At 70.1% G+C, this 338-nt stretch carries 1 protein-coding gene; it reads left to right on the forward strand.

The features are described from left to right. A partial coding sequence (locus PUR56_RS01035) for an ATP-binding cassette domain-containing protein (RefSeq protein ID WP_329947448.1) occupies nt 1–338 on the forward strand: 338 nt, incomplete at both ends.

Here is a 338-nt window from a genome sequence, read left to right on the forward strand (position 1 = left end):
GGGCCACGTCGTCCTCGACGGCGAGCGGGTGGACCTGGCCTCACCCGCCCAGGCCCGAGCCGCCGGGATCCGCATCATCCCGCAGGAACCGGAGATCATCCCCCACGTCTCCGTCGCCGAGAACGTCTACGCCGGCTCCCTCCCCCGCAAAGCCGGCCGACGCCTCGACCGCACCGAACTACGCCGCCGCATCACCGCCGACCTCAAACGCCTCGGCTTCGACAAAGTCCTCGACCCCGACCTCCTCGGCTCCCAGCTCACCCCCGCCCAACGCCAACTCGTCGAAATCCTGCGCGCCCTCACCGGCGACGCCAAAGTCATCGCCTTCGACGAACCCA

This window comes from Streptomyces sp. BE303 (genome assembly GCF_036290945.1).
GTDB lineage: Bacteria > Actinomycetota > Actinomycetes > Streptomycetales > Streptomycetaceae > Kitasatospora.